The sequence below is a fragment of the Sinorhizobium fredii USDA 257 genome, assembly GCF_000265205.3.
Taxonomy (GTDB): Bacteria; Pseudomonadota; Alphaproteobacteria; order Rhizobiales; family Rhizobiaceae; genus Sinorhizobium; species Sinorhizobium fredii_B.
The window spans coordinates 2,031,075-2,052,705 of sequence record NC_018000.1 but is presented as its reverse complement, the minus strand read 5'-3'; the positions used below and the strand labels follow the sequence as shown (position 1 = coordinate 2,052,705).

Annotated in this window: 18 protein-coding genes and 3 pseudogenes; 12 read left to right on the top strand and 9 right to left on the bottom strand. The window is 62.1% G+C overall.

Annotation, left to right across the window (positions count from 1 at the left end; translation table 11 throughout):
* The first annotated feature begins 97 nt into the window (after window positions 1-97).
* Window positions 98-397: a hypothetical protein gene (locus tag USDA257_RS36740; RefSeq protein ID WP_014762702.1), complete on the top strand. Its 300-nt coding sequence runs from the start codon at window positions 98-100 to the stop codon at window positions 395-397.
* A gap of 824 nt (window positions 398-1,221) precedes the next feature.
* On the top strand, window positions 1,222-1,386 hold the full coding sequence (locus USDA257_RS37075) for a hypothetical protein (protein WP_014762701.1): 165 nt from the start codon (window positions 1,222-1,224) through the stop codon (window positions 1,384-1,386).
* 178 nt (window positions 1,387-1,564) lie between these two features.
* Here the strand turns inward: USDA257_RS37075 and USDA257_RS09435 are convergent.
* Both USDA257_RS09435 and USDA257_RS09430 read right to left on the bottom strand, forming a co-directional pair.
* Window positions 1,565-3,229: pseudogene (locus USDA257_RS09435) on the bottom strand (ISL3 family transposase).
* 227 nt (window positions 3,230-3,456) lie between these two features.
* Window positions 3,457-4,089 (bottom strand): GntR family transcriptional regulator, encoded by a 633-nt coding sequence (locus tag USDA257_RS09430; protein WP_014762697.1) that lies wholly within the window; start codon window positions 4,087-4,089, stop codon window positions 3,457-3,459.
* A gap of 192 nt (window positions 4,090-4,281) precedes the next feature.
* On the opposite strand from USDA257_RS09430, the gene USDA257_RS09425 reads away from it, so the two are divergent.
* The 7 genes from USDA257_RS09425 to USDA257_RS09395 all read left to right on the top strand — a co-directional run bounded on the left by USDA257_RS09425 (window position 4,282) and on the right by USDA257_RS09395 (window position 11,546).
* Complete coding sequence (locus USDA257_RS09425) at window positions 4,282-5,706, top strand: M20 family metallopeptidase (protein WP_014762696.1); 1,425 nt, start codon at window positions 4,282-4,284, stop codon at window positions 5,704-5,706.
* On the top strand, window positions 5,699-7,390 hold the full coding sequence (locus tag USDA257_RS09420) for a M28 family peptidase (protein ID WP_014762695.1): 1,692 nt from the start codon (window positions 5,699-5,701) through the stop codon (window positions 7,388-7,390). Before USDA257_RS09425 ends, USDA257_RS09420 begins: the two co-directional genes overlap by 8 nt.
* 67 nt (window positions 7,391-7,457) lie before the next feature.
* Window positions 7,458-8,303 (top strand): transporter substrate-binding domain-containing protein, encoded by an 846-nt coding sequence (locus tag USDA257_RS09415; protein ID WP_014762694.1) that lies wholly within the window; start codon window positions 7,458-7,460, stop codon window positions 8,301-8,303.
* A 109-nt stretch (window positions 8,304-8,412) separates the two neighbouring features.
* A complete protein-coding gene (locus tag USDA257_RS09410; RefSeq protein WP_014762693.1) occupies window positions 8,413-9,132 on the top strand; it encodes an ABC transporter permease in 720 nt (239 codons plus the stop codon).
* Window positions 9,132-9,854, top strand: a complete 723-nt coding sequence (locus USDA257_RS09405) for an ABC transporter permease (protein ID WP_014762692.1) — start codon at window positions 9,132-9,134, stop codon at window positions 9,852-9,854. Before USDA257_RS09410 ends, USDA257_RS09405 begins: the two co-directional genes overlap by 1 nt.
* 2 nt (window positions 9,855-9,856) lie before the next feature.
* Complete coding sequence (locus USDA257_RS09400; RefSeq protein WP_041414041.1) at window positions 9,857-10,633, top strand: ABC transporter ATP-binding protein; 777 nt, start codon at window positions 9,857-9,859, stop codon at window positions 10,631-10,633.
* Between the two features lie 58 nt (window positions 10,634-10,691).
* Window positions 10,692-11,546: a transporter substrate-binding domain-containing protein gene (locus USDA257_RS09395; RefSeq protein WP_014762690.1), complete on the top strand. Its 855-nt coding sequence runs from the start codon at window positions 10,692-10,694 to the stop codon at window positions 11,544-11,546.
* 86 nt (window positions 11,547-11,632) lie between these two features.
* Here the strand turns inward: USDA257_RS09395 and USDA257_RS09390 are convergent.
* Window positions 11,633-12,966, bottom strand: a pseudogene (locus tag USDA257_RS09390) (NAD(P)/FAD-dependent oxidoreductase).
* 355 nt (window positions 12,967-13,321) lie between these two features.
* Here USDA257_RS09390 and USDA257_RS09380 point away from each other — a divergent pair.
* Both USDA257_RS09380 and USDA257_RS09375 read left to right on the top strand, forming a co-directional pair.
* Window positions 13,322-13,543, top strand: a complete 222-nt coding sequence (locus USDA257_RS09380) for a DUF2798 domain-containing protein (RefSeq protein ID WP_014762688.1) — start codon at window positions 13,322-13,324, stop codon at window positions 13,541-13,543.
* Window positions 13,544-13,567: 24 nt separating this feature from the next.
* A pseudogene (locus USDA257_RS09375) lies at window positions 13,568-14,520 on the top strand (alpha/beta fold hydrolase).
* On the opposite strand, the gene USDA257_RS09370 reads toward USDA257_RS09375, so the two are convergent.
* A complete protein-coding gene (locus tag USDA257_RS09370; protein ID WP_014762687.1) occupies window positions 14,509-15,423 on the bottom strand; it encodes a LysR family transcriptional regulator in 915 nt (304 codons plus the stop codon). The pseudogene USDA257_RS09375 and the gene USDA257_RS09370 overlap by 12 nt on opposite strands.
* A gap of 261 nt (window positions 15,424-15,684) precedes the next feature.
* Here USDA257_RS09370 and USDA257_RS09365 point away from each other — a divergent pair, with 261 nt between their 5' ends.
* Window positions 15,685-16,653 (top strand): DMT family transporter, encoded by a 969-nt coding sequence (locus USDA257_RS09365; RefSeq protein WP_014762685.1) that lies wholly within the window; start codon window positions 15,685-15,687, stop codon window positions 16,651-16,653.
* Between the two features lie 392 nt (window positions 16,654-17,045).
* Here USDA257_RS09365 and USDA257_RS09360 read toward each other — a convergent pair whose 3' ends face one another.
* From USDA257_RS09360 to trxB, 5 genes are all read right to left on the bottom strand, one after another.
* The gene (locus USDA257_RS09360; RefSeq protein ID WP_014762684.1) at window positions 17,046-18,272 is read right to left on the bottom strand and encodes a bifunctional alpha/beta hydrolase/OsmC family protein; all 1,227 of its coding nucleotides are present in this window, start codon (window positions 18,270-18,272) and stop codon (window positions 17,046-17,048) included.
* 213 nt (window positions 18,273-18,485) lie between these two features.
* Window positions 18,486-18,989 carry a peptide-methionine (S)-S-oxide reductase MsrA gene (msrA, locus tag USDA257_RS09355; RefSeq protein WP_014762683.1) on the bottom strand — a complete coding sequence of 168 codons (504 nt, stop codon included), beginning with the start codon at window positions 18,987-18,989 and terminating at the stop codon, window positions 18,486-18,488.
* Complete coding sequence (msrB, locus tag USDA257_RS09350) at window positions 18,990-19,433, bottom strand: peptide-methionine (R)-S-oxide reductase MsrB (protein ID WP_041414040.1); 444 nt, start codon at window positions 19,431-19,433, stop codon at window positions 18,990-18,992.
* Between the two features lie 109 nt (window positions 19,434-19,542).
* Window positions 19,543-20,418 carry a LysR family transcriptional regulator gene (locus USDA257_RS09345; protein ID WP_014762681.1) on the bottom strand — a complete coding sequence of 292 codons (876 nt, stop codon included), beginning with the start codon at window positions 20,416-20,418 and terminating at the stop codon, window positions 19,543-19,545.
* Between the two features lie 211 nt (window positions 20,419-20,629).
* A complete protein-coding gene (gene trxB, locus USDA257_RS09340) occupies window positions 20,630-21,628 on the bottom strand; it encodes a thioredoxin-disulfide reductase (RefSeq protein ID WP_014762680.1) in 999 nt (332 codons plus the stop codon).
* Window positions 21,629-21,631: the final 3 nt, after the last annotated feature.

Here is a 21,631-nt window from a genome sequence, read left to right as displayed (position 1 = left end):
GCATCCAGACCGCGACGGTCATCCGTTATCCCTATTTGCGCGGCAAGCCCGAAAAGGGGAGACAGAGGGGCGGAAGGATCGGCCAGTCGCCGTCGGCGTGAGGCTTGCCCGACCTGACGGCGACCTGGTTCTGTTTTTCCCGATCACCACCAAGCAGCCCGAGCAGGCTCGCTTCGCGGCTGAAATTCCGGCCATGGAGAAGCGGCGGGCCGGCCTCGATGCAGACCTGCGCCTCTGGATCATCCTCGATGCATTCAACACCGACATCGTTGGCCGCTCCTTTTACATCGAGCCCGAGCCTCCGATCGGGAGGTTCAGCAAAGCGTTCTTCCTTCCCCTCCTCCGCGAGTTCATCGCGCGCCGCAAATCGCTCACCGAGATCAGCCGGATCAGATAGCGCACTCGGAGATTCGTACCCGGACGAGTGGGGCCGGACGTCCCCTCCGGCCGGGAGGAACCCATAAGAAGTGGTGGCGCGCCATTCCGATGTCTTCGATGAGCTTGTGGCGTTCGTTGCGGGTTGGTTTTGAATCGCCGGCTGCTCGGTTCTGTCGGGCCGACTGTCATCGATTGCAGGCGCTGAGGCATATGTGCCAGTGCTATTCGGCTCGGCCTGGTGCGCCTTGGAACGGCCATGACGGTGGCCGGAGGATAGCGAGTTGCCCCCGTGCCGGGGCGACCCACCGCTGTCACTGACGCGCCCTCCGCGGGCTCCATGAGGCATGTCTGATCGGAGAACGGCTTCGCCTCGATCGTCCTCCCGCAACGGCCCTCCAGAACTTTCTTCCCTGGCGGCCCGGCCGCCATCCTCGCGGAACAACAAAGTTCCTCCCAGCCCCCAAGGCTGTTCCGGCCTTGTGAGATGGGGCCCGGTTGTCCCGGTCTTTGCGACAGCCATTGGGGCCGCTAAGGGCGCGGCCCGAACCGGGACCGAGGAGCTACCGGCCCCGCTCGCCAAGCGGGCCAACCCTCATCGCAGAAGCCGGAAACTGGCAACGAGCCGGTTTCCGGCTTTTCGGTCCAAACGAGAGGTAGGGTCTGCTCAGACGGTGCCATTTTGCCGTGGTGAAAGGGCAGCCTCAAGGACGAGCGGTTCCCCCAAAATGCTGGCGCATTTCGGCTCCCCCACCCGCCGCGGTGCGGTCGCTTCGCGCTCCTTGACCCTGCCCTGTCGCCACTCCCGCGGTCGTCATCCTTCTCAAACATCAGGAGATGACGACGATGACCATCGAACAGCACATCGAAGAACTGCGCGCCGAGCTGCGGAACGCCGTCGACGCTGACGAGCGTCGCCAGATCGAGGCCGAACTCGAACTCGCCCAGGCCGAACGCGAGGTGATCTTGGCCGAGCAAGACGGCCGTGTAAGCGCCGAGCCTCCGTTCTGACGGAGGCCTGTCACCACGTTCCATAAGCCTGCTGGCCGGATCGACCGGCCGCCCGGCTGCGAGGGGTTCACCCCTCGACGCTCCCGCCGGCTCGCGCCGCGCTGGAGGGCGAAACCGAGATTTTCCGGCGTTTTGCCATCAATCTCGTGTGTCGCTTGGCACGTAAATGGGGTCTTCCTCACTTTGTGTGGTGATGAGTGTTGTTGAGCGGCAGTATGCGTGCTCTGAGGAGCTGCGGGCCAGCTCTGCCGTACATCGCGCGTTTGATTGTCTTCAGGCGGTTGATCTGGCCTTCTGCCTGGCCGTTGCCCCAGGGCAGTTCGATGGCGTTGTAGACGGCGTCAAGATCGCGGTGCAGGACGCGTGCGAACCGCTCAATTGCGACCAAACCCGAGTTAACGGCATCGTCAATCCAGCTGTCGAGCTTGCCCGGATCGCGGCTGCGAAAGATTCCGCGGAAGCGCATGCCAAGGCTGCGCATCAAAGCGAACTCAGGCGAGCCCTGTTTCAAGGCATCGACCTTTCTCGCCTGACTGATCGTCAGCATGCTTCGCGGCTTGATGCAAAGGGCAGCCGCGACCACCGGCGAGATCACATGGCCGGTCTCGGGATCGCGTATCGGGACAGCATCGCGGCCCGGTTGATGCGATCTGATCGTAGCGGGCGACGCGCTGTCCTTGGCCGACCTCTCCGGGCGGCGCCAGCTTGCGAGAAGCCGCTCGAGATTCGAGAAACTGCCCGTGTAGCCGCGATGTGATATCGTGGAGCAGATGCCGTCCGCAGCGATTGCCATCTTTCCAGCACGCGGCGAGATGCGCCTCGAAGTATAGGGGCGATGTCGGCTTCAACGCCGCCTTCTGTCGGTCGGGTGGCGTCTCGAAAGTCAGCCATTTCGCGATGCTGCGCCGGCCGTAGCCGGTGCGCCGTGCGATCTCCGCATAAGACAGACCTTCCTTGTTCAAAGCGTGCACAGTATCGAACACCGCCTGCCGTGATTGTTGATGAGCCTGACGCACCCGGCGGCGGTGCGTTGCGTCAACGTGCGGATCATCCTGAATCGGATCGATTTGCGCGCTTCCGACACTTTTATCCGGCAGCAATGCTCGTCCCGTGGCGCGGCCGGAAAGGCTCATCTGCTCCTCGATTGCGACCCGCAGATTCTGCATGAGATGGAACCGATCAGCGACTTGACGCGCTTGCGGCGCACCCTCGCGAGCAGCTTGCGCGTACAGCCCGCATCGGTCTCGGCTGACGATCTCGACAGAAGGGTGCCGCTCCAGCCATCGCGCCGCACTCGCCACGCTCGGCGCTCCAGGTCGACGATCATCGTGCCGTAGCGCCACGATCGCCGCCAGCTCCAATCATCTATGCCAACGACCCGGATCGTGGCATCGCAGGAAACGAGCGCGGCATCCCGCTTCAGCTGCCGCAGGATCGTGTCGTCGCTGACCGGCATGCCGAGCCGTCGCATCAAGCGCTCGCCGGGACGGCCGCCTGCGCTATGGCCGAGCAGACCGACAATCTCCGAGACCCTCCTTGTCCGGCGCGCATAAGGGGAAGCAATCATCGGCAGTCGCTCGGTGAACGTTTGTCGTTCACATTTCTGATGCGCGCACCGCAAGCGGCTCAACCGAAGCTTCACCCTTACGGTCTTGCCCTGGACCGGCAGATCTTGAAGGCTTCTGTTGGTCCAGCCGCGCCGATTTTGGGTCCGCCCTCCACAATCGGGGCAAATGCCGAACGCTGGTCCGGCAGCGGAAACAACCCAGCTGTCATCAACAGTGAGCGCGACACCCAGAACTTTGACCCCTGGGCCGGGCGACCATTTCGTTTTCGTTCGCATGCCCGCTCATAGCGGCATCATGTCTAACAGCGAGTGAACCACACAAATTGAGGAAGACCCTAATTAAATGGCAAATGACACTTGTTGCGAGGATGTTCACGTTCTGGGCTAAGAAGATCGCATAATGTATCGCTTGGAACTTGGTTACGGCGGGCCTTTTCTGAGCGTGCGACGGTTACGATCCGAAGAACTTTCGGTGAGCGGCCGAGGCGGTGAATCGTTTACGATCAACCTTGGCGGATATGGCGTGAAATCGCGTCCTTGAGAGCAGCGGTATTGCCGGCGGCAATCGCATCGACCATTTCATGATGCTCGCGGGAGGACTGCTCGATGCGGGCCCGCGTCTTCCATTGCGACACCGGTGCAGAGGAGGTGCGCTGGCGGATCTCGGTCACGAGCTTCACAAGCTCGCTATTGCCGCAAAGTGAAAGCAGCCGATAGTGAAAAGCGAGGTTGGCCTCATAGAGCTCGATCGGCGTGCCTTCGAGGATGAGCTTGTCGAAGCGACCCGCTAGTTCGCGCAGGGCATCGACGTCCGCCGTCGAAGCGTTCGCGGCGATTTTGTCCGCCACGCCCGTTTCGAGCAGGATGCGAATTTCGCTGACTTCGGTCGCCTGCCGGCCATCGGGCTCGAACACGTGATAGCCCCGGTTCGGCACATGCTCGACGAGGCGGCGTTGCGCAAGCCGGTCGAGCGCGCGGCGCACCTCGGGGCGGGTGCACTGGTAGCGCTGTTCCAGATCGATTTGCTTTAGCCACGAACCGGGCGCGAGCACACCGGTCTGGATGTCGTTGAGAATCAGGTCCGTGACATCGACCGGCGTCGCATTGTTCGCTTCCCGCTGTCTCACTTTGTTCATACAGCCTCCCCTCAGAAGTACCTTAGTCTGCCATTGCGCCTGACCGCTATCCAAGATGCAGCCACTGCAAGGCCGTGTAAAAATCTGGTCCGGATACCCGAATTTTACACCTATAGCGCTCTTGCGTGCACTAAAATATTCACATAAATTGGCGCCAATTTTGGATATCATTGATGTGAAAGCCAGTAAACGATGAAAAATTCGGATGCCGTGTGGGAGCTCGTCGAACGGAAGCGAGAGGCCTTCTTTTCCTTAAGCGACCGCGTGTGGGACACGCCGGAGACCAATTATGAGGAGTACCGCTCCTCGGCCGAACACGCGCTGGTACTGGAGGCGGAGGGCTTTCGGGTCGCCCGCGGCATCGCCGGTATGCCGACGGCGGTGATGGGGGAGGCGGGCGAAGGTGGCCCGGTGATCGCGATCCTCGGCGAGTTCGATGCGTTGCCCGGCCTCAGCCAGCATGCGGGTGTGGCCGAAGAGCGACCGCTGGTTGCCGGTGGCAACGGCCATGGCTGCGGGCACAATCTGCTCGGTGCAGGTTCGATGATGGCGGCAACCGCCGTCAAGGATTATCTCGAAGCCAACGGCATTAGGGGGCGAATACGCTATTACGGCTGTCCGGCGGAAGAGGGCGGTTCGTCCAAGGGCTTCATGGTACGCGCCGGTGTCTTTGACGATGTGGATATTGCCATTTCCTGGCATCCGGCTCCCTTTGCGGGGGTCAACAATCCGATCTCGCTCGCCTGCAACGAGATCAACTTCCACTTCAGCGGCCGGGCTTCGCATGCCTCCGCATCACCGCATCTCGGCCGCAGCGCGCTCGATGCGGTGGAGCTGATGAGTGTCGGCATAAACTACCTGCGCGAGCACATTCCTTCGACGGCGCGGATCCACTATGCCGTCACTGACACGGGCGGCCATGCGCCGAACGTGGTGCAGGCGCGCGCGACAGTGCGTTATCTCATCAGGGCGCGCAGCCTGCCGGAACTGGCGGACCTCCTGGCGCGTGTCAAGAATGTGGCCGAGGGTGCGGCGCTGATGACGGGAACGACCGTGCGCAGCCAGATCGTCAGTGGCGACGCCAATCTCATCGGCAACGCGCCGCTCGAAGCACTGATGCACTCGCAGATCGAGCGGCTAGGCCCGCCCGTCTTCGACGACGCCGATCGGGAAACCGCGGCGAAATTCCAGGAGACGTTCAGCGCCGACGACATCGCCGCCTCCTTCGAACGATTCGGACTCAAGCTGCGCAAGGGTGTGGCGCTCTGCGACACGATCTTCCCGCCCGAGAGCGGCAATGGCACGCTTGTCGGCTCGACCGATGTCGGCACGGTGAGCTGGGTCGTGCCCACCGTCCAGATGCGCGGCGCCACCTACGCGATCGGAACCCCAGGGCACTCCTGGCAGCTGGTGGCTCAGGGCAAGCTGCCGGCCGCCCACAAGGGCATGGAACATGCGGCAAAGGTGATGGCCAGCACCGCGCTGGATCTAATTCTCAAACCGGAGCTCATCGCCGCCGCGAAGACCGACCACGCCGCTCGGCTCGATGGCACGCCCTTCATCAACCCTATCCCGGACGATGTCGATCCGCCGCTGCCGGAGAAGCGCAATGGATAGCTTCACCCTTCAGCCGAACCCCGATTGTTTGGCCGCCCATATCGAGGAGTTCGGCCGGCGCATCAAGCTTTCGGGATCACCGGAGGAACTGGAGAGCTTCCGTTATCTCGAGCGCGAGATGGCGTCCTACGGTTATCGCACGCAGCTTCTCACGCACGACGCCTATATCAGCCTTCCGGGAAGTGCGCGCGTCGAGGCAAATGGCGAGAACCTGCGCTGCATCACGCATTCGATGTCGGCTTCGACGTCCGCCGACGGGGTCAGCGCGCCGCTCGTCTATGTCGGCCTGGGTGACGAGGCGGCGTTCGCAAAAGCCGACGTTAGGGGACGGATCGTCCTTGTTGACGGGATCGCCACGGAGGAAGTAGCGGCGCTTGCCAGCGCACGTGGCGCTGCCGGCCAGCTTCATGTCAGCCCGAACGAACATCTCTACGAAATGTGCATTTCGCCGGTGTGGGGCAGTCCCTCGCAGCACACGCGATCGATGCTTCCGACCACTGTCGTCTGCACGATCGCGCGTGAGGACGGCGCAAGGCTGCGGGCGCAATGCCTGGCGGGAGAGAATGCGCGGGTCTGGCTCTCAGCCGAGGTGAACACTGGCTGGCGCAAGACGCCTATCCTCGTCGCCGAATTGTCAGCGGAAGAAGAAGCAGGGGATGATACGCCCTTCGTGTTGTTTTCGGGTCATCACGATGCCTGGCACTACGGTGTGATGGACAATGGCGGCGCCAATGCCACCATGCTCGAGGCGGCACGGCTGCTCGCCGAGCGGCGCAGCATGTGGAAGCGCGGCTTGAGGCTTTGCTTCTGGTCGGGCCACTCGCATGGCCGTTATTCCGGGTCGGCCTGGTATGCGGACGAATACTGGGACGAGCTCGAGCGGCGCTGCGTTGCGCATGTGAACGTCGATTCCACTGGCGGCGAGGGGGCGAGCGTGCTCACCAATTCGGCGGTCATTGACGAGCTAAAATCCGTTGCTGCGGAAGCGGTCGAAGCCGTCAGCGGTCAACGGCATGCCGGCCGCCGTCACGGCCGCGCCGCGGACCAGTCGTTCTGGGGGATCGGCATACCGTCGATGTTCGGCAGTCTCAGCCACCAGCCGCCGGGTCCGGTCAAGATGCTGACCTCGCTCGGCTGGTGGTGGCATACGCCGCACGACACGGCGGACCACATCGACCTCGACAATCTGCGGCGCGACACATCGATCGTGCTTCGCGTGCTGTGGCGCCTGCTGACGACCCCCGTGCTGCCGCTCGACTACGCCGTCTATGCGACCTCGATGAGGGAGGAACTCCTCGACCTTCAGAAGCGGCTCGGTGCCCGGATGGACATCGCCAGCCTGCTTGCGCATCTCGATGCGCTTGAGCGGGCAGCGCAGGCGGTGAACCGGATGGCGCGCGGGGCGCAGGGCGAGGTCGCGCGAGCTATCAACCGCGCCCTGATGCGCGCCTCGCGCCTGCTCGTGCCGCTCAACTACACGAGCGGAAATCGCTTCAGCCACGACAGCGCGCTGCCGCATCCGGCCTGGCCGTCGCTCGAAGGGCTGCGCGAGTTCGCGAGGCTGCCGCACGGCTCACCCGATCTGCCGTTCTACGGGGTGCACGCAAGGCAGAGCCGGAACCTTATCAGCCATGCCCTGCGCGAAGCCCATGCTGCGCTGGCAGCCGTCGCGGAGACGCATTGAGGCCACGCCCGATCATCAGAAACCGGCCAAGAAAATGAAGGCCGGCAAAAAACGAAGGGAACAGAAGATGAAACGAAGCAGATTTATTGCGGCCGTTCTCGTGGCCGGACTTTCGCTCAGTGCGTCGGCCATTATGGCAAAGGACTGGACCCACGTCAGAGTCGGTATCGAAGGTGCCTTCCCGCCGTGGAACGCGCTTGATTCCAAGGGTGAGCTCACGGGTTTCGACGTCGATCTCATCATGGATCTCTGCACACGCGCCAAGGTGGAATGCGAGCTCATTACCGGCGAGTGGACGAGCCTCATTCCCAGCCTGAATGCGGGCAAGTTCGATCTGGTCATGACGCTCGGGATCAATGAAAAGCGCAAGCAGGTCGTTGATTTCACTGTCCCCTATGCGAGCGGCTTTGCGACGTTCCTGATCACCAAGGGCGGCCCCGTGCCGGAACTGCCGATGACCGGTGAACGGCTCAATCTCAACGACAAGGAAAAGGCCGATCCGGTCATGAAGACGATCGGCGAGGCTCTGGACGGCAAGGCGATCGGCGTGGTGCAGGCAACGAGCCAGGAGCAGCTGATCCGGGCTTATTTCGGAGACACCGTAACAGTGCGCACCTACAAGACATCCGGCGAGCGCGACCTCGATCTGAAGGCCGGTCGGATCGACGCGGGTTTCGACAGCGGTGTCTATGGAACGTCGATTCTCGCGAAGCCCGGCAATGAGGATCTCGCCATGACCGGCCCGCTCATCAAGGGAGCGATGCTGGCGACCGAGGTCGCCATGGGCATGCGCAAGGGCGAGACGGAGCTGAAGGAGAAGTTTGACGCCGCCATCAAGTCGGCGGCAGCCGACGGGGTCATTCGATCGCTTTCCGAGAAATGGAGCAAGCTGGACCTGACCCCCTCCTTCTAACAGAGACGAGGCGGGCGAGCGCTCCTAAGAGCCCGCCGGTCCCGCACAGCGGATAGCCAGTCATGAACAGCCTAATCCCCGGGATCTCCGGAAGAGGAACATCCTCCCCATGAACAGCCCCGGTCTCTTCGACATCGTCAGCTTCGGGCCAGACGGCTGGGGCCAAGCGCTCGCCGCCGGCGCATGGATGACGATCCTCATTGCGCTTGCAGGTCTTGCGATCGGCAGCGTCATCGGCACTTTCGGCGCCTGGGCGAAGATATCCGGAGGCCCGGTCCCCCGTTTAATTGCCGAAGCCTATACGACCATCCTGCGCGGCATACCCGACCTGCTCGTCATCTACCTCTTCTATTTCGGCGGCAGCGCGGTCGTTACGGCCGTCGGGCAGTTCTTCGGGGCGGAGGGCTTTGTGAGCTTCCCGGGCTTCGCTGCCGGCGCGCTTGCCGTCGGCGTGACCTCGGGCGCTCAGCAGACCGAAGTCTTCCGCGGTGCCTTCCGCGCCGTCCATCCGGGCGAACTTGAGGCGGCGACCGCCTGCGGCATGGGGCGGGTGCTCAAATTCCGCCGCATCACCGCGCCGCTGACGCTGCGCCACGCCCTGCCGGGGCTCGGCAATGTCTGGCAGGTGGTGCTGAAGGAATCCGCACTCGTTTCGGTCACCGGTGTGGTCGAGCTGTTGCGCCAGGCGCAGATCGGCGCCGGGTCGACCAGTCTGCCGTTCGATTTCTATTTCATCGCCGCGATGATCTATCTCGCAATCTCCACCGTTTCGGGCACCTTTCTCAACGCCTCGGAACGCTGGCTCTCGCGCGGCGTCAGGAGGGGTTGATGGATTTCGCCTTTGCCTCCGAAACCCTCATTAGCCTGCTCGCGGCGCTGCCGCTGACGCTCGAGCTCGCCGCGACGGCAATCGCTCTCGGCTCGGTTCTGGCTCTCGCTCTTGCGCTTGCGCGCGTGTCGGGCATCCTGGTGCTGGACTGGTTCGCACGCGCCTATGTGTTCGTCTTTCGCGGAACACCGCTGCTCGTCCAAATCTTCCTGATCTATTACGGCCTCAGCCAATTCGCCGCCGTGCGTCACAGCATCTTTTGGCCGGTGCTGCGCGAGCCCTATTGGTGCGCGGTGCTCGCGCTGATGCTGAACACGGCAGCCTATGCGAGCGAGATCATTCGCGGCGGGCTGCTTTCGGTGCCGCACGGGCAGGTCGAGGCGGCGCGCGCCTGCGGCATGCCGCGCTTGATGATCTTCCGCCGCATCGTCATGCCGCTCGCCATCCGCCAGGCGCTGCCCGGCTACGGCAACGAGATGATTTCGATGGTGAAGGCGACCTCGCTCGCCTCGATCATCACGCTCATGGAGATTACCGGCGTCGCCGCCAAGATCATTTCCGAAACCTATCGGGTGATCGAGGTCTTCGTCGTCGCCGGCGCGATCTTTCTCGCCATCAATTTCCTGCTCACCCGGCTCATCGCCTTCGTTGAATACCAGTTGAGCCCGCATCAGCGCCAGCCGCTGCCCGTCTCCGGCCGGCTGAAGGGAGAAACCCATTGAACATGACCGCAAAAGCCGCGCCGCCGGTCGCCATCAGCGTCCGGGACCTGCACAAGAGCTTTGGCCCCATCGAGGTGCTGAAGGGAATATCGATCGACGCGCATGAGGGCGAGGTGATCTCGATCCTCGGCTCGTCCGGCTCCGGAAAATCGACGCTGCTGCGCTGCATCAACTTGCTGGAGGTCCCGGATTCCGGCTCCATCGCGGTGGCCGGCGAGACAATCCGGCTGAAGTCCACCCGCGACGGCAGGAGCCGGCCGGCCGACCAGAAACAGGTCGACCGCATCCGCTCCGAACTCGGCATGGTGTTCCAGAGCTTCAACCTCTGGTCCCACAAGACGGTACTGGAGAACGTCATCGAGGCGCCCGTCCACGTGCTGAAGCGGCCGCGCAAGGAAGCGATCGAGGAAGGCGAGGCGCTGCTTGCCAAGGTCGGCATCGCCGACAAGCGCAACCACTATCCCGCCCATCTTTCCGGCGGCCAGCAGCAGCGCGCGGCGATCGCTCGCGCACTTGCGATGCGGCCGAAGGCGATGCTCTTCGACGAGCCGACCTCGGCGCTCGATCCGGAACTCGTCGGCGAGGTGCTGCGCGTCATGCGCGGGCTTGCCGAGGAGGGCAGGACGATGCTCGTCGTCACCCACGAGATGGCTTTCGCCCGCGACGTCTCGAGCCGCGTCGTCTTCCTGCACAAGGGCGCGATCGAGGAGGAGGGCGCGCCCGAGCACGTCTTCACCAGCTCGAAATCCGAACGTTTCCGGCAGTTCATCAGCAATTAGGGGCCTGATCTGCCGAAAAAGCCAACCAACCACCACAGCAAAAAAGGGGAATACTGAAATGCAGAAAACGACCGCGATGATGGCGGCGCTCGCCGTTGCCACGGGGCTTCTCGCCACGACGGCGCAGGCCGAGGAAAAGAAGTGGACGAAGATCACCATTGCCACCGAAGGCGCCTTCCCGCCCTATAACCTCACCAAGGCGGACGGCACGCTGGACGGCTACGAGATCGAGCTCAGCAAATATCTCTGCGATCACATGAAGGTGGAATGCACCATCATCCCGCAGGCCTTCGATGGCATGATTCCGGCGCTCAACGCCGGCAAGTTCGACGCCATCATGGCGGGCATGTCGGCGACGGAAAAGCGCAAGGAAGTCATCGACTTCTCGATGTCCTACGGCAGCACCGGCCAGGCTTTCGCGACCCTCAAGGGCAGCGACCTCGAAACGCTGCCGATGAAGGGCGAACTCTTCTCGCTGGCCTCCAACGAGGCGGGCGCACGCAAGGCGGCTGAGGAACTGAAACCGCTCATCGAAGGAAAGACGATCGGGGTCCAGAGCGCTTCTATCGCGGCGCGCTTCATCGACGAATATCTGAAGGATGTCGTCGAGGTGCGCGAATATAAGACGACCGAACAGCACGACCTCGATCTCGTCGCCGGTCGCGTCGATTTCGTCATGGCCTCGATGGGCTACCTGAAGACCGCGGCCGAAAAGCCGGCGAATGCCGACATGACCATCGTCGGTCCGCGCTTCCAGGGCGGCTTCCTCGGCGCCGGCAGCTCGGTCGGGCTGCGCAAGAGCGACACGGAGCTCAAGGCGATGTTCGACGATGCCATCACCGCAGCCAAGGCGGACGGCACGATCAAGCGCCTTTCGGAAAAGTGGTTCGGCTTCGACCTCACTCCGCAGTGAGACAGATCTGACGTCTCGCTTGCAACAGGGGCGCCGTGTGTCCTTTCGGATGCGCGGCGCTTTCGCGTCACCCGCAGCAGCACAGACTATGTCCACAGCGGTCCATGGGTGCCGGTCGATTGCTCAGAAGATCGCATAGATGTATCGACGGGATATTCGCGTCTCTCCTGGCCAATCAGGCGAAAGGCAGAACTGGGCGGCTTGCTCTCGCGCGGGCGCTGCCGGGAGGCTCTGGTTTGCGATACATCTGCCCGCGACCTGGGTGACGCGCCAGCGACCGGTTCAGGGGACTCTCGTCCGGCCAGCGTCCGCTGCACAAGGCGCGCCGTTACCGGTGCCATGGTTAGGCCTATGTCCGTGGCCGAAAGCATAGACGATTCGTTGCCGTGACGGGATGGCCCGATCACCGGTATCGAATCCGGCAGGGATGATCGGAAACCGAGCCATTGGCGGTCAGCCGGGCCGAGATGCGGAAACAGCGCCTTCGCACCGCGGTCGAGCAGCGCAATGCGTCTCGGATTGATGGGTGCTTCGAGGCCGCCGAGTTCGACCGTGCCTCCGACGCGGAGCCTGCCGGTCATAGGCACAAGATAAAACCCGCGCGAAACCGGACAGACCGGCCGCGAAACAGGTGGGGTCTGCATGTCGTATTCGACGTGATATCCCCGCTCCGTGTCGAGCGGGATGTGGTCGCCCGCTTGCGCTGCAAAGCGTTTGGAGTATGCGCCGGCGGCAATCACGACGTGGCGGGCGAGGAAACTCTTGGCAGCACAAGAGACCCGAATGCCCTCGACGCCGCGATCGATCCCGGTTGCGTTCGCTCGAACGAAAGTCACGCCAGCGACATCGGCCGCTATTGTTAGCCGGCGCATCATGGCGCCTGGATCCGTGAGGTTTACGGCGTCTGGGAAAACCCGCCACCGTCGCAGGCAGGCAGTGCCGGTTCCAACCTTGCCACGTCGTCGGGCGAAACGATCTCCTGCGCGATACCGACTTTCTTGCGCAAGGCGATGTCAGCGGCGGCTCCGGAAGCGGCTTTTGCCGTGTCGTAGACATAGAGACAGCCGTTCTGGCTCAGAAGGTCATCGGCTTTGGCCTCCGAGGCGAGTTCGATCCAGCCTGAGAGCGACTGCTCGAGCAGCGCGGCGATGACGCCGGCATTGCGAGCCGCGTTGCCGGGCAGCGACTGATAGGCGAAACGCAACAGCCAGGGCATGAGGGGGATCAACGCCGAGCGCGTTATCGAGAGAGGACTGTCGCGGCCGAACAGCAACTGCGGCAGACTTTTCAGTACCGTGGGCGACCCGACCGGAATAAGCGCGTAATTGGCTATCGTGCCGGCATTGCCGTAAGACGCGCCGGACCCGGGCTCGTTCGGGTCGAGAACCGTTACGTCGCGCCCGTGGGCGGCCAGCCGCAAGGCGGTGGCCAGGCCAATGACGCCAGCGCCAATGATGATGATATCGTGTCGGTCGCGCTGCTGCGTGATCAGATCATCGTGTCGAACAGCCGGCGGCCGCTTGTCAGGATTTCCCGAAGGGCTTCAAGCGCGTGGCGCAGATCCTCCCGTGATCGTGCCGCGCCGACATTGACGGGTGCCCCTTCGCGATCGGTCTAACGGTTTCCTCGCAATTGAGAACTTGCCGGATTCAAGAAGCTGCCTCTCAGGTTCCCCCGCTACCGCCGGTGCCGACGTTGCGCGATCTTCGAAGCCAGAATCCGGGATCGTAACCCCTGAGGCGATCCCCATTTCACCTCGAACCGGGGAGACCGACATGGACACGCATTTCAAACGCAAGATCGCCTTCGCCTTGTCGATGGGTATCGTAACGACAGGGTTGATCTCTTTCACATTGCTCGCGCTCAACCTGGGCTTCTCGAGGGGGTTCGTCCTGACATGGCTCCGCTCGTGGAGCATCGCCTACCTCATCGTCGTCCCCGTCATCCTGCTGGTCGGCCCGCGCCTTCAGGCGCAGGTCGACCGCGTTGTCCGTTGACGCGACGAAGCTGGAGCTACTGACATGACAATGGCCACCCTTCGACGGCTGTTTGCCGCCGCAGCGATCATTTCCTCTATCGCGACCGTGACATATGCCGAGGACCGCTCGCATCAACCGAAAGCGGATATCAGCTTCATTCAGATCGACAACGACATCACACTGAGAAGGTCGGTCGTTCATAGTCTCGACCCGAAGGGGACCGTCCTCTTCCTGCATGGCTTCCCGGAAACGATCTATGCCTGGAAGGAAGTTTCCCTGGCTCTCGCCGATGATTACGAGGTCCACGCTTTCGATTGGCCCGGCTTCGGGTTCTCGTCGCGGCCGACGACGGACCGCTTTTCTTATGCGCCGATGGATTATGCACGTGTCCTTGACGGCTACATCGAGAAGGCTCACATCGACCGGTCCAAGCTTACGATCTATGCCACGGACATCGGAGCCCTGCCGGCGCTGCTGCTGAGCTTGGAGAAGCCCGACATTGCACGAACCATTATCGTCGGCGACTTCGCGCCCTTCGATCGGCCGCATTACATGTATGAGAGCCTGCAGAAGCTGAAGGATAGGCGGTCAGCGGCTCAGGCACGGGAGCAGCTCAACAAGAACCGCGCGGACATTCTCGAGAACGCCTTCAGGAGAGGGCTGGCGAAGGAGGTGCAGTTCGAGCTCTCCGCCGGGTTCGGAGCGACATGGCGCGTGGCTGGTCCTATGGCGCGCTGACGACAGCTGACGCCTTTGCGAGCTATTACACGCATTTCACCAGGGACCAGCAGTATTTCGAAGCCAATCTGGACAAGCTAAGGACCCCTGTAAAGGTGGTATGGGGCGAGAAGGATCTCTACATCAGGAAGGAAATGGGGGTAGAACTCGCCGAACGGCTCGGGGCCGAAGTTTCAATTCTCCCTGACACCGGCCATTACCCGCATCTCCAGAAGTTGGAGAGGACGGTCGAGGAGATGCGCGCTTCATTCCGATGACCGCACATCGCAATAATTGCTGCAAGCCGCGCGAAGCCGGGGGAGCGTCCAATCGATGAAGGCACGCACTTTGAGAGCGAGTAGCCCCTGACGCGAGTAGACAATGTGGATCGGCTTGGGCCTACCGCCGTAATCCCTCAAGATCTGCACGAGCGCGCCCGAGGACACTTCCTCCGGAACCTGGTAGTCGAAGAGGCGGGCGATCCCGGCTCCATTTCGCGCGGCTGCGACGCAACTGGCCGCCGTGTTGACCTCGATCCGGCTGCGTGGCATCGCCTCGACAGACTTCCCGTCGACCTCGAAACTCCAGAAGAACGACCGGTTGTGGAACATGATTCCGTCATGATTGGTGAGCTCGGTGGGATGTTGGGGAACGCCATGCCGTTCCAGATAGGCCGGGCTTGCGCAGGTCAACAGGCGGAACTCGCCGGCCTTGACGGCGTAGAGCGAACTGTCGGCCAACTCGCCAAGTCGGATGGCGACGTCGACCTGCTCGTTGGCGAGATGAACAGAACGGTCGAGGGACAGGAGGTTCAAAGTCACCTCCGGATGCTCGTTCATGAAGTCGAGTGCGATCGGCAGAACGTACCGGTGGCCAAACTCGATAGGCATCGTGATGGTGAGCAGTCCCCGTGGCGTTTGATATTCGCCTGAGGCCCTGCGTTCGACCTCCTCCAGATCGGCGATGATCTTGCGTGCCGCATCGACATAGTCGCGACCGGCGTCGGTAAGCTGCAGGTTGCGGCTTGTTCGGATGATGAGGTTTGCGCCGAGATATCGCTCCAGATCGGCGACCTTGCGGCTGACGCTCGGCAGCGGCGCATTCAGCTTCCGGCTGCCCGCCGACAAGCTCCCGGCGTCAACCACCGCAAGCAGAACCCGCATTGCATCAAGCCGATCCATAACGTCCCTACGATTGGAAGCCTCGATGTTGAGGATATGAGAAATCAGTTCTGCTGAATAGGCGCAGCCGTCTGGTGAATCGTATCCGGATCATGGTCCGATCGGTGCGCATCGAGAGGATGGTTCTCATTTTCGCTGAGTACCGCCACAGGCTCGCGGCCGGTAATTTTCCTCATCAAGGGTCTCGCTTGATTGCTAACCAAAGCCGCCAGGGTCACCGCAAGCAAATTTCCAGTGACGCAACTTCAAAGGGATGCCCCTATGAACAGGGTCTTTTATGTTGGCGTGTCAGCCGCTCTCTTTGCGGCCTTTGCCTTTTCGCTCAACTTCGTTGTGCCGTTCATCATCGGTAACTATTCCACCTTTGATTTTGCGCTAGTCCGGCACGTCGTTTCTTCGCTCGTCGGGCTTTACATCATGGTTTCCGAGAAGGGCGTCATGCGCCACCTCACGCTTGAAAACTGCCTGCAAGCCATCTGGCTCGCCTTCGTCGGATATGTCGGCTACTTCCTGGCAGTGACGGGAGCGGCCATCTTTGCCGGCCCAGTCATCGCTCCCGCCTTTCTCGGTCTGGTCCCGATCGTATTGATGGTCATCGGTAATCAGCGCCAGGGATCAATGCCATGGCGATTACTTATGATGCCTTTGGCGCTGGTGCTGGTCGGCCTGGTTCTTGTCAATGGCACGGCATTCACGGCCGGAGGATTGAACTCTGTCCAATCAGTGTGGATTGGCGTGCCGTTATCTCTCGCTGCCGTGGGACTTTGGGTCTGGTTCGCCCTTGCCAATCAGGCTGCACTCGCCGCCCGGCCAGAAATGCCCTCCGGTGTGTGGTCAGCGCTGATACTGGTCGGAGGCGGCGTCTTGATGCTGGCGTTTTATCCTGTCGGTGCCGCGATGGACCTCTTCCAGCTTCCAACATTGGGATTCGGCTGGAGTGCCGCTGGCAGCCTATATGCTTGGGGTGTGTCCCTCGCGCTGCTGGCAACCGTAGGCGGCGTCTGGGCCTGGAACATTGCATCACGGAGCCTGCCGGTTGCCTTGGCCGCGCAATTGATCGTCTCGGAAACTGCCTTCGGTGTCATCGGAGGACTTGTCGTACATGCCCGCTGGCCAACCACGATCGAAGTGGCTGGGGTGGTTGTGCTGATCGCCGGCGTTGTTCTGTCAGTGCGGATTTTCTACGATCGCCAATTTGCATCGGGAAAGACATTGCTTGCGCACGAGTGACCTGCTGCGCGCAGGATCAATGACAAGAACTGGCATCGGAGATGAAATCACATCCAACGCAGCGCCCGCATTGCCGCGAAGCTGCGGTAGGAGCGACAAATGCACCGTCGACAGGTCGACCCATTCAAGGCGAGGGATAGGAGTCGACATCCCGGGCGGGGCAGCATCTTGCCGGCTTCCGATCGTCTCAGTCGGGCCGTGAGCGAAAGCGGTGGGCAACTTGCTGGCTGACAGCAATGCGCGCCAGAAGCCGACTCTTCGAAAAGAGCGGAACGCCAGAAATTCCAAACAGGAGCCGTTTTTTGGCTTTTGCATCGTCGTCGAGACGCGCGCGACATGCTCGGCCCAAGAGATCATCGAAGTTGGTGCTATCGTCCTGTCACTTAGGCGCCTTACTTCACGACCGTTTTTATCTTTGCCACTGTTTCAAGCGTGCGATGGACCGGGCACTTGCCGGCGATTTCGACGATCTTCTCGCGAAGCTCCTCCGAGACCTCGCCTTCGATGGAAATGACGCGTTCGAAACGGTCGATTTTGCCGCTGTCGCCACGTTCCGTCTCGGTGCACTCCTCGCAATCCTTGGCATGGATCTTGGTATGCGAGACGTCGACGCCGATGCGTCCGAGCTTCAGCTGCTTGTGGCCGGCATAGAGGCGCAGCGTCATCGAGGTGCAGGCGCCAAGTGCAATCGCCAGGAAGTCGTAGGGCGATGGTCCGGAATCGAGCCCGCCTACGCTTTCGGGTTCATCGGCGAACAGCCGATGCCCGCCGGCCTGAACCGCGTTTTGAAACTTGCCTTCGCCCGTTTCCCTCACGCGGACATGTTCGATCGGCCCCGCGCCTTGCGGCGTGTCGGCGTCAAGATAGCGTGTCAGCCATTCCGAAATGATCCGTCCGGCAAAGGCCGCGTCCTCAGGGTCGGTGAGCAGGTGGTCGGCCTTATCCAGCGAGATGAAGCTTTTCGGATGCCTGGCCGCGACGAAGATTTCCGTGGCGTTCTCGATCCCGACCGTATGGTCCAGCGGCGCGTGAAGGACGAGGAGCGGCTTTCTCAGCCTCCCAACAGCATCCTTGATGCGGTGCGCACGCGTGTCCTCGACAAATTGCTTTCTGATAAGGAACGTGCGCCCGGCGAGATCGACGTCGGCCTCTCCGTTCTTCTCAATCTCCTCGAGGCTCGCTCCGAAGTTCTTCAACACGTGGCCGACATCAGCCGGCGCGCCGATGGTGGCTACGGCGCGCACTTCCGGAATGTCCCCGGCGACGGCGAGGACCGCTGCGCCGCCGAGCGAGTGGCCGATCAGCAACGCTGGTGCCTGATAATGGTGGCGTAAATAGTCGGCGGCTGAAAGAAGGTCGGCAATGTTGGACGAGAAATTCGTCGAAGCGAATTCGCCTTCGCTGGATCCCAGCCCCGTGAAATCAAGACGCAGGACAGCGATGCCTTCACGCGCAAGCTCCGCTGCAATCCGGCGCGCTGCCGCCAGGTCCTTGGAACAGGTGAAGCAATGGGCAAAAAGCGCGTAGGCGCGCGATTGCCCATTTGGCAGATCAAGGCGGGCGCTAAGCGTCGCGCCGGAATGACCGGAAAATTGGAGCCGTTGCGTATTGAATGCCATAGTGACGACCCTCCGCTGCAGGATAATCATCCTACATCTGCAACGGCTGCCGACTAGGCGGAAGTCGTCAACGCTCGAGTTGCTGGTCAGCGTAGCTCGCGCAGCGCAGCCCTGGTAGGGGTGTCGAAACTGCCCGAGTGCTTTTCCGAGGAGCCCGGCGTATCCGCAAGGCCCCTCGGAGTCGCTCGAAGATCACGAAAATCTCCGGGCCGTTTACTCGGCCGGCCGCCGGGGTAGGACCCAGTTGGGGCGCGGGAAATGGCAGGTGTAGCCGTTGGGATAGCGCTCCAGATAATCCTGGTGCTCCGGCTCCGCCTCCCAAAAGTCTCCCACCGGCTCGACTTCGGTCACGACCTTGCCCGGCCAAAGGCCCGATGCGTCGACGTCCGCGATCGTCTCCTCGGCTATTCGCTTCTGCTCTTCGTCGACGTAGTAGATCGCCGATCGATAGGAGAGACCGATGTCGTTGCCCTGGCGGTTTCTCGTGGTCGGATCGTGGATCTGGAAGAACAGCTCCAGAATCCGCCGGTAGCTGATCGTCTCGGGATTGAAGATGATCTCGATCCCCTCCGCGTGGGTGCCGTGATTGCGGTAGGTCGCGTTCGGCACGTCGCCGCCGGTGTAGCCCACGCGGGTCTTGATTACTCCGGGCAGCCTGCGGATCAAGTCCTGCATCCCCCAGAAGCAGCCACCAGCCAAAACAGCTCTCTTGGTCATTCAGATATCCTCCACCTGGTTGATATAGCCGCCGTAGCCCTCGGCCTTCATTTCCTCGCGCGGAATGAACCGCAGTGCGGCGGAATTGATGCAGTAACGTAGGCCGCCCCGATCCTGAGGGCCGTCGGGAAACACATGGCCGAGATGGCTGTTGCCATGAACAGAGCGGACCTCGGTGCGGATCATGCCATGCGAGTTGTCCCTGAGTTCGTTGACGTTTGCCGGTACGATCGGCTTGGTGAAGCTCGGCCAGCCGCAACCGGAATCGAACTTGTCGGCCGAGGCGAACAGCGGTTCGCCTGAAACGATGTCTACATAGATTCCCGGCCTCTTGTTGTCGGTATACTCCCCGGTGAAGGGGCGTTCGGTGCCATTCTGCTGGGTCACCCGATACTGTTCGGGCGTAAGCTTGCTGACCGCTTCGTCGGTCTTTCTATAGGTCATTGCCCTTGTCTCCGTTGCTGGATTTGTTGCCTGAATATGGCGAGCGGTCATGAGGATTCCCAATATCGGATGTGCATAGATTCCATAGCCGCGCTACGGTAGCACCCGCTCACGACCAGTCGCGCCGAGCCGCCAGCTGCGCGATCTTGCGGATCTCGAGTGGTGTGCCGGAGCCGGAGACCGTCACGAATACCAGTTCGCGCGCCAGGGAAATCCCTTCCACCGGACGGGTAACGATGCCCTGCACGACGATGGACCGCTCGGGCATGATGCAGATCGCACGGCCCTCGGCGACGACCTGCTGGACCCAGTCCTCGCGGTCGGCACTGAAGCGCGGCTGCATGACCGCGTCATGGTCCATCAGGTGCTCGATGATCTCGGTGTGAAACTCGCAGGCCAGCCGGTCGACATAGGGATAGGCGGCGATCGCGTCGGTGCTGACGACATCCTTGCCCGCCAGCGGATGGCTCTCCGCGCAGGCGAGGAGGAACGGCTCGCGAAAGAGCGGCACGACGTTGAGCTTGGGGTTGGGACGGGGAGCCCGCGGCAGGATACAGGCGTGATACTTGCCCGAAAGCACTTCGTTCGCGCCTTCGCCGGCCAATAGCTGATGCATGTTGATCTTCACCGAAGGAAGCGCGCCAAGCGCGTCGTCAAAGAATGCGGCAAATGCGGCAGGGCCGATGGTCGGAGCGACAGCGATATCGAGAATACGGCGCCGGCCGAGCACCGTGCTTTCGGAATGCTCGCGCACGTTTCTAAGCGCGAGCTCAATCCGCATGAACTCGGCCTGGACGTCGCGGCCGAGCCCGGTTAGGCGGCTGTCCTTGCCGTCGCGATAGATCAGCGGACTGCCCAAGTCTTCCTCGAGGCGCTGGATTGCCCGCGTGAGACTGGGCTGCGAGACTCCGCTTCGACGCGCGGCTTCGGTGAAGTTCAATGTTTCAGCCAGATTGAGAAAGTACCTGACCTGATTGATGTCCATGGATCGGTCTCGCTTGGCTTGGGTTGAACGGCCATGATCTCGGCAAGCGAGACACTGGCAGCGGCCGGACACCGGTTGTCACTCTGGCACCGTCCGAATGCAAGGGCAGCCGGAAGGCGTTGGGAAAGCGCGGTCCTCCGCAGATGAACTGCGGGTGGGCGGGTCGGCGCTTCCTCAGGCGGCCGGCGCGTGGTCGGGTGATTCCCTACACTTACGCTCCAACCATCTCCGCTTCACGCGGCACGATCGGCCGGACGGCCGGATCGGGTGAATGCTCGGCCAAGATTTTCTCGGCTTCCAGGGCCGCCATGCTTCCCATGCCTGCAGCGGTGATCGCCTGACGGAATACCGGGTCGATGACATCGCCGGCAGCCAGCACCCCGGGGACGGTCGTTTTCGTCGACCAGGAGCCGACCTTGATGTAGCCGGCCTCATCCATGTCGAGCTGGCCGCGAAACAAAGCGGTCGCTGGATCATGTCCGATCGCGACGAAAAGGCCGTGCGTGGTTAGCTCCTTCACGTCGTCCGTGTTCACGTCACGGATCCGAACGCCGGTCACCGACTTCCTCGGCTCCTGCTCGCCGACAACCTCGTCGATGACGTGGTTCCAGATAACCTCGACGTTCGGTTTAGCGAGTAGGCGGTCCTGCAGGATTGGCTCCGCACGGAAACGACCACGGCGATGGACGACTGTGACCTTGGAGGCAAGATTCGACAGGTAAAGCGCTTCCTGCACCGCAGTGTTGCCACCGCCGACCACGACCACCTCCTTGTTGCGATAGAAAAATCCGTCACAGGTCGCGCAGGCCGAGACACCGAATCCATTGAATGTCCGTTCCGAGGGAAGGCCAAGCCAACGGGCCTGGGCTCCCGTTGCGATGATGAGCGCATCGGCGATGTACGTGTCGCCGGAGTCACCCTCGAGTCGGAACGGGCGGTCGGAGAGGTCGACGGAGGTGATGATATCGTACACCACCTCGGTGCCGACATTCTCCGCCTGCTGTCGCATCTGCTCCATGAGCCAGGGTCCCTGAACGGGTTCGGCGAAGCCCGGATAGTTCTCGACATCCGTGGTGATGGTGAGCTGGCCGCCTGCCTGCAGGCCGGTTACGAGGAGCGGCTTCAGGTTTGCACGGGCAGCGTAGATGGCGGCCGTGTAGCCAGCCGGTCCGGCCCCAATGATAAGGACCCTAGTGCGATGCGTGTTCATAAG

Excerpts from the sequence above, each read along its gene's own strand:
- USDA257_RS37075 (WP_014762701.1), top strand. The coding sequence starts at position 1,222 with ATGACCATCGAACAGCACATCGAAGAACTGCGCGCCGAGCTGCGGAAC.
- USDA257_RS09430 (WP_014762697.1), bottom strand. The coding sequence starts at position 4,089 with ATGAACAAAGTGAGACAGCGGGAAGCGAACAATGCGACGCCGGTCGAT.
- USDA257_RS09425 (WP_014762696.1), top strand. The coding sequence starts at position 4,282 with ATGAAAAATTCGGATGCCGTGTGGGAGCTCGTCGAACGGAAGCGAGAG.
- USDA257_RS09420 (WP_014762695.1), top strand. The coding sequence starts at position 5,699 with ATGGATAGCTTCACCCTTCAGCCGAACCCCGATTGTTTGGCCGCCCAT.
- USDA257_RS09415 (WP_014762694.1), top strand. The coding sequence starts at position 7,458 with ATGAAACGAAGCAGATTTATTGCGGCCGTTCTCGTGGCCGGACTTTCG.
- USDA257_RS09410 (WP_014762693.1), top strand. The coding sequence starts at position 8,413 with ATGAACAGCCCCGGTCTCTTCGACATCGTCAGCTTCGGGCCAGACGGC.
- USDA257_RS09405 (WP_014762692.1), top strand. The coding sequence starts at position 9,132 with ATGGATTTCGCCTTTGCCTCCGAAACCCTCATTAGCCTGCTCGCGGCG.
- USDA257_RS09400 (WP_041414041.1), top strand. The coding sequence starts at position 9,857 with ATGACCGCAAAAGCCGCGCCGCCGGTCGCCATCAGCGTCCGGGACCTG.
- USDA257_RS09395 (WP_014762690.1), top strand. The coding sequence starts at position 10,692 with ATGCAGAAAACGACCGCGATGATGGCGGCGCTCGCCGTTGCCACGGGG.
- USDA257_RS09380 (WP_014762688.1), top strand. The coding sequence starts at position 13,322 with ATGGACACGCATTTCAAACGCAAGATCGCCTTCGCCTTGTCGATGGGT.
- USDA257_RS09370 (WP_014762687.1), bottom strand. The coding sequence starts at position 15,423 with ATGGATCGGCTTGATGCAATGCGGGTTCTGCTTGCGGTGGTTGACGCC.
- USDA257_RS09365 (WP_014762685.1), top strand. The coding sequence starts at position 15,685 with ATGAACAGGGTCTTTTATGTTGGCGTGTCAGCCGCTCTCTTTGCGGCC.
- USDA257_RS09360 (WP_014762684.1), bottom strand. The coding sequence starts at position 18,272 with ATGGCATTCAATACGCAACGGCTCCAATTTTCCGGTCATTCCGGCGCG.
- msrA (WP_014762683.1), bottom strand. The coding sequence starts at position 18,989 with ATGACCAAGAGAGCTGTTTTGGCTGGTGGCTGCTTCTGGGGGATGCAG.
- msrB (WP_041414040.1), bottom strand. The coding sequence starts at position 19,433 with ATGACCTATAGAAAGACCGACGAAGCGGTCAGCAAGCTTACGCCCGAA.
- USDA257_RS09345 (WP_014762681.1), bottom strand. The coding sequence starts at position 20,418 with ATGGACATCAATCAGGTCAGGTACTTTCTCAATCTGGCTGAAACATTG.
- trxB (WP_014762680.1), bottom strand. The coding sequence starts at position 21,628 with ATGAACACGCATCGCACTAGGGTCCTTATCATTGGGGCCGGACCGGCT.